This window comes from Achromobacter ruhlandii (genome assembly GCF_902859695.1).
Lineage (GTDB): Bacteria > Pseudomonadota > Gammaproteobacteria > Burkholderiales > Burkholderiaceae_B > Achromobacter > Achromobacter ruhlandii.
In genome coordinates this window covers 108,124-114,123 of the sequence record NZ_CADIJL010000018.1, presented here as the reverse complement: position 1 = coordinate 114,123, position 6,000 = coordinate 108,124, and the positions used below count along the sequence as shown (strand labels likewise).

Annotated in this window: 5 protein-coding genes; 3 read left to right on the top strand and 2 right to left on the bottom strand. The window is 68.3% G+C overall.

The window, feature by feature from the left end:
- Positions 1-1,126 (bottom strand): acyltransferase family protein (locus tag HV742_RS20675; protein WP_367647957.1); only part of this gene is annotated, 1,126 nt, incomplete at its 3' end.
- A gap of 253 nt (positions 1,127-1,379) precedes the next feature.
- Between HV742_RS20675 and HV742_RS20670 the strand changes: the two genes are divergently transcribed.
- The 3 genes from HV742_RS20670 to HV742_RS20660 all read left to right on the top strand — a co-directional run bounded on the left by HV742_RS20670 (position 1,380) and on the right by HV742_RS20660 (position 3,755).
- Positions 1,380-1,910, top strand: a complete 531-nt coding sequence (locus HV742_RS20670; protein ID WP_049076264.1) for an META domain-containing protein — start codon at positions 1,380-1,382, stop codon at positions 1,908-1,910.
- A gap of 215 nt (positions 1,911-2,125) precedes the next feature.
- Positions 2,126-2,920 carry an META and DUF4377 domain-containing protein gene (locus HV742_RS20665; RefSeq protein ID WP_059272601.1) on the top strand — a complete coding sequence of 265 codons (795 nt, stop codon included), beginning with the start codon at positions 2,126-2,128 and terminating at the stop codon, positions 2,918-2,920.
- A 97-nt stretch (positions 2,921-3,017) separates the two neighbouring features.
- Positions 3,018-3,755, top strand: a complete 738-nt coding sequence (locus tag HV742_RS20660) for a sulfurtransferase (protein WP_175146253.1) — start codon at positions 3,018-3,020, stop codon at positions 3,753-3,755.
- A gap of 85 nt (positions 3,756-3,840) precedes the next feature.
- Here the strand turns inward: HV742_RS20660 and metG are convergent, their stop codons facing one another.
- Positions 3,841-5,907, bottom strand: a complete 2,067-nt coding sequence (gene metG / locus HV742_RS20655) for a methionine--tRNA ligase (protein ID WP_068949984.1) — start codon at positions 5,905-5,907, stop codon at positions 3,841-3,843.
- Positions 5,908-6,000: the final 93 nt, after the last annotated feature.

The window sequence follows — 6,000 nt, the reverse complement described above, 5'->3', positions numbered from 1 at the left end:
GCCGCGGCGCGCCGGCGCGTGTCGCGCCCGCCACGGGCGCCGGTTCCTCCGGCGTGACGTTGGCCGGTGGCGCGCGGCGCAGGCGCCGGCGCAGCCGCTCCACCGGATCGGCAATCAACGTATTCAACAGCGCCGCGAAGCCGATACAGCCAGCCACCACCAGCGCCGTGAACATCGCCGGCTGACGCACCTGCGTGCCGTCAAGCAGCCAGTCGAAGAACAGGATGACCAACGCGTGGCAGATGTAGATCGGGTAGCTCAGTTCGCCGATCACCTTGTCCAGGCGGTGGCGCGACTGGAACAGGAAGGCCAGCGGCAACAGCGCGGCAAACAGCAGCACCGCCAGGCCGTCGCGCACCGTATGCGGCAGGCCGATGGAAAAATGCGCCAGCACATACAGCAGCAGCAGTCCCGTGCCCACTTCGGGCAGGCGCGGCGCGCGCGCCATCCACGCCTGCCAGCGCGGCAGCAGCACCTGGTGCGACAGTGAACCGGCCAGGAACAGCGCCAGTTCGGTCGGGAAGAATCGGTAGGTCCACGGATCGCTCACGCCGATGCCGCTGGCCACCAGCGCCACGCGCAACGCCAGCGACGCGACCAGCAAGGCCAGCAGGCGCCGGGGCGAATGCAGCACGAACGGCGCGATCAGGTAGAAGCTCAGTTCCACCCCCAGGGTCCAGGCCTGCGGCACCAGCAGGCCTTGGTACAGCGGCACGTCGCTGTGCGCAAAGCTGCCGGTGAAGGCCAGCGCGCCGTGCTCGATGCCAAAGAACATCAGCCAGTCCTGCCCCAGTATCACCAGGTTCGACAGCGCCAGGAACAAGGTGGCGGTCAGGGGCAGGCCCTCGTAGACGCGCCAGAATGCGGCGCCGCCGTTGCCCGCATAGGCCAGCAGGGTCAGCGCCGCCACCGCCAGGTAGACCGGGTACAGGCGCAGCGCGCGATTGGCGTAAAAGCGGCCAGGCGCGCCGCGGTAGTGGTCGGTGGCCGTCAGCACATAGGAAATCAGGAAGCCCGAAATCACGTAGAACAGCTGCACCGCCAGGCGTCCTCCCACCAGCCAGTCGGTGGTGCCGCCGCCCAGGTGGTCGAGCACGACGGACAGCGCCAGCAAGGTTCTCAGCATGCCCATCGCCGTGTCTCCGGAAATTGTCTTGGTCGTCGGCCGGGCCGTTGCCGGCCATGCGCGAGGCGTCAGCCGATTCTGCGCGCCACGGCGGCCCGCCGCCATGCGGCATACGATGCACCCCTTCCGGCGCGCGGCGTAACGCGCCCCGCCCCGCGTGCAGCTTTGGGATTCGGCTGTCGGGAGGAGGGCACGGGACGTGCTGAGCCCATGCGGTTACAGTCGAGGCTGTGTCTTTTCAGGAGTGCTGTCCATGTTTACCTTCCTGTCTACGCCTTGCCGGCTGGTCGGCGCCGGAATGCTGGCCGTGGCGCTGGCCGGTTGCGCCGGATCCACCGGAGGCGCGCGCGCCGAGGGCGCCGCCGCCGCCAACGCGGCCAGCAGCGCGGATTCACTGGCCCAGACCAGCTGGGAACTGGTGCGCTGGACGCAGTCCGGCGGCGCCCTGCGCGAGATTCCGCACGGCGACAACGGCGAGCCGATCCGCCTGACCTTCCTGGCGCAGGGCAAGCAATACCGGGTCGAAGGCTTTTCGGGCTGCAATCGCTACATGGGCAGCTACAAGCTGCAAAGCGGCAAGCTGGCGATCGACGCGCCCGCCGCCACGCGCATGGCCTGCGTGCCGGCGGCCCGCGCCGCGCTCGAAAACGACTACCTGCGCGCCCTGGGCGCGATCGACACGTTCACGCTGGACAGCGGCGGCGCGCCGCGCCACCTGACCTTCAACCTGCGTGGCGGCGACGTGCTGGAATTCGAGCGGCGCCAGGACCCGCCGACGCCCTGACGCCGGTTCCCGTGGGCGGGACGCCGGTCCATGGCGTGAAGAACCCCCCGGGTGGCCCCGCCCATCCCCCCATGGCCTGAAGGGAATGGGGCAGGTGTTTCAGTATGTTTTGCGGCGCCGGGCCGGCGTCCGTGCCGCGCCTACAATTGGCGCTGCCGGCTGTCCGGCTGGCGCGCCGCGGCGCGCACCCCTGGTTTCTTGCGGGAGAGATTTGCATGTCCTTGTCCACTTCCTGGCGCTGGATCGCGCCTTGCGCGCTTGGCCTGACCCTGGCGGCCTGCGCGGCGCCGCCACGCACCGCCGACGGACGCGACCCGCGCTTCCAGCCGGCCGCCGCCTCGGACGTGCTGGCGCAGACCAACTGGGACCTGGCGCGCTGGACCCGCCCCGGCGGCGCGCTGCGCGAAATCCCGCATCCGTCCTCCAATTCGGTACCGCTGACCATCGGCTTCATCCATGACCAGGGCGCCACGCGCGCCACCGGTTTCGCCGGCTGCAATACCTACAGCGCGCCCTACACCGTCGCCAACGGCCAGTTGATCATCCAGTCCAACCCCGTGGCGACGATGAAGGCCTGCGCGCCGGTCAACATGAAGCTTGAACAGGAATTCCTGGCCGGCCTGACGCGCATCACCGCCACCTCGTTCGACAACACCAGCAATCCGCAGCGCATGACCTGGGCCTTGAGCAACGGCGATACGCTGGATTTTGGCCGCCGTCTCGACCCGGTCGCCGGCGGCCAGGTGGGCGCGACCAAGCTGGTCTACGTCAACGCCGAACGCGTGCCGTGCAACGCCGGCGCCGGCCGGGCCATGTGCTACCAGGTGCGCGACACGCCGACGCAGCCGTGGCAGCTCTGGTACGGCGACATCACCGGCTTCAATTTCCAGCCCGGCATCCGTTATCGCCTGCGCGTGGTCGAGGTCAGGGACCCGAATCCGCCGGCCGACGCCTCGGGCCTGCGCTGGGTGCTGGATACGGTGGTGGAACAGGAAATCGTGCGGCGCTGAGCCGGGGGGGGCGGGGGCCGCGCTTGACCCGCGACAAGCGGGCCGCGCGGGGCAGCGATTACTATTACGGCCTTCGCCGCTTTCGTCCCGCTTTGCCATGTCTTCCGTCGTCAATATCGCTGCCTACAAATTCGTCTCGCTGGACGCGCTGCCCGAACTGCGCGCCCGGCTGCTGGCCGAGGCCGGGGCGGCGGGCCTGAAGGGAACCATCCTGCTGGCGGAGGAAGGCATCAACCTGTTCCTGGCGGGCGCCGCCGATGGCATCGACACCTTCCTGCACGGCTTGCGCGGCGACGCCCGGTTCGCCGACCTGGAAGTGAAGTTCAGCCACAGTGCGCAAGTGCCGTTCCGCAAGCTGCTGGTGAAGATCAAGCGCGAAATCATCCGCATGAACCACCCGACGATCCGGCCCGAGGCCGGCCGCGCCCCGGGCGTGGACGCCAGGACGCTGGCGCGCTGGCTGGAGCAGGGGACCGACGACAGCGGACGCCCGGTGGTCATGCTGGACACGCGCAATGCCTTTGAAGTCGACGAGGGCACCTTTCGCGACGCCATCGACTGGCGCATCGACCGCTTTACGCAGTTCCCGGCGGCGGTGCAGGCGCATCGCGCCGAGCTGGAAGGCAAGACCGTGGTCAGCTTCTGCACAGGCGGCATCCGCTGCGAGAAGGCCGCGATCTACATGAACGAGGCGGGCATCGAGAACGTCTACCAGCTCGACGGCGGCATTCTCAAGTATTTCGAGGAAACCGGCGGCCCGGGGTTCGACGGCAAGTGCTTCGTGTTCGACGAACGTATTTCGCTCGATCCCGCGCTGGCGCCGAGCCAGGACTGATAGCGCGCCGGCCGGGCCGGCGCCTCGCCGCCGCATGAAAAAAGCCCGCCGATCGGCGGGCTTTTTCGCATGGCGCGGTGGCGGATCAGCGCACGCGCATGCCGGGCTTGGCGCCGGGGAACGGCTCCAGCACGTAGATGCCGGCGTCCACCGCCTCGTCGGCATGGCTGGCGGCCAGCACCATGCCTTCGGAGACGCCGAACTTCATCTTGCGCGGCGCCAGGTTGGCGACCATGACGGTCAGCTTGCCGATCAGGTCTTCGGGCTGGTAGGCCGACTTGATGCCGGAGAAGACGTTGCGGTGGCGGCCCTCGCCCACGTCCAGCGTCAGGCGCAGCAGCTTGGTCGAGCCTTCGACGTGCTCGCAGTTGACGATCTGCGCGATGCGCAGGTCGACGCGGGCGAAGTCGTCGATCGAAATGGTCTCGGCCAGCGGCTCGCCGCCGGGGATCACGGCGGGGGCGGCGGGCGGCTCGAACAGGTCTTCCAGCATCTGCGGCTCGACGCGCTGCATCAGGTGCTTGAACGGCGCCACGCGCTGCGGCAGCACGGCGGCGTCGGCCCAGGTGAAGTCGGCATCGGCGGCGAACAGCTCGCGCGCGACGCGCTCGGCCAGGGCCGGCAACACCGGCGCCAGCATCACCGACAGGGCCTTGAAGCCGGCCAGCGAACGCGAGCAGATGTCCTGCAGCGCGGCCTTCTGCGCCTCGTCGGCAGTGGCGATGCCCTTGGCCAGCACCCACGGCTGGGCCGTGTCGAACGCCTGGTTGATGCGGTCGGCGTAGGCCATGATCTCGCGGATGGCGCGGTTGTACTCGCGCGCCTCGAAGGCGGCGCGGATCGACTCGGCCTGCGCGGCGTATTCGGCCGACAGCGCGGCGGTGTCGCCCGAATAGGCCAGGGCGCCGTCGAAATGCTTGGTGATGAAGCTGGCGGCGCGGCTGGCGATGTTGACGTACTTGCCGACCAGGTCGCTGTTGACGCGGGCGATGAAGTCCTCGGGATTGAAGTCCATGTCTTCGACCCGGGCATTCAGCTTGGCGGCGATGTAGTAGCGCATCCACTCGGCGTTCATGCCGAGTTCCAGGTAGCGCAGCGGCGAGATGCCGGTGCCGCGGCTCTTGGACATCTTTTCACCGCTGACGGTGATGAAGCCGTGCACATTGACCGCGTCCGGCGTCTTGCGGCCGGCGAACTTCAGCATCGCGGGCCAGAACAGGGCGTGGAAATAGACGATGTCCTTGCCGATGAAGTGGACCTGCTCGGTGCTGCCAGCCGGGTCGAGCAGGGCGTCGAAGTCCAGGCCCTTGACCGCGCAGTACGACTTCAGCGAGGCCAGGTAGCCCACCGGCGCGTCCAGCCAGACGTAGAAGTACTTGCCCGGCGCGTCCGGGATCTCGATGCCGAAATAGGGCGCGTCGCGCGAGATGTCCCAGTCGCCCAGCTTGGCCTCGCCGTCCTCGGCGCCCAGCCACTCGCGGGTCTTGGCCAGCATTTCGGGCTGCAGGTGCTTGCCGCCGTTGGCGTTGCTGCCGGTGGTCCATTGCTGCAGGAATTCGACGCAGCGCGGGTCCGACAGCTTGAAGAAGAAGTGATCCGACGACTTCAGCACCGGCGTGGCGCCGGTCAGGGCCGAGTACGGATTGATCAGCTCGGTGGGCGCGTAGACCGCGCCGCAGACCTCGCAGGAATCGCCGTACTGGTCCTTGGCGTGGCACTTGGGACATTCGCCCTTGATGTAGCGATCGGCCAGGAACATGCCCTTGACCGGGTCGTAGAACTGCTCGATGGAGCGGGTCTCGATCAGGTCCTGCGCCTTGAGCGCGCGGTAGATGTCCTGCGACAGCGCGACGTTCTCGGGCGAATCGGTGGTGTGCCAGTGGTCGAAGCGGATGTGAAAGCCGTTCAGGTACTGCGGGCGCTCGGCGGCGTAGCGCGCCACCAGGGCCTGCGGCGTGATGCCTTCTTTCTCGGCCTTAAGCATGATCGGCGCGCCGTGCGCGTCGTCGGCGCCCACGAAGTGCACCGTGTGGCCCGCCATTCGCATCGAACGAACCCAGATGTCGGCCTGGATGTACTCCATGATGTGGCCGATGTGGAAGGATCCGTTGGCGTAGGGCAGCGCAGTGGTGACAAAGAGGGTGCGAGACATGGTTGTCGGTCGAGGTTGAGGGGAAAAATGGGTTGGCCGGCCATTTTAGGGCAATGGCGGCGATGCGCCCGCGGGGAAGGGGGGCGGACCCTT

Bases quoted from the DNA above. Each gene is read 5' to 3' on its own strand.
- HV742_RS20665 (WP_059272601.1), top strand. From the start codon at position 2,126: ATGTCCTTGTCCACTTCCTGGCGCTGGATCGCGCCTTGCGCGCTTGGC.
- HV742_RS20660 (WP_175146253.1), top strand. From the start codon at position 3,018: ATGTCTTCCGTCGTCAATATCGCTGCCTACAAATTCGTCTCGCTGGAC.
- HV742_RS20670 (WP_049076264.1), top strand. From the start codon at position 1,380: ATGTTTACCTTCCTGTCTACGCCTTGCCGGCTGGTCGGCGCCGGAATG.
- metG (WP_068949984.1), bottom strand. From the start codon at position 5,907: ATGTCTCGCACCCTCTTTGTCACCACTGCGCTGCCCTACGCCAACGGA.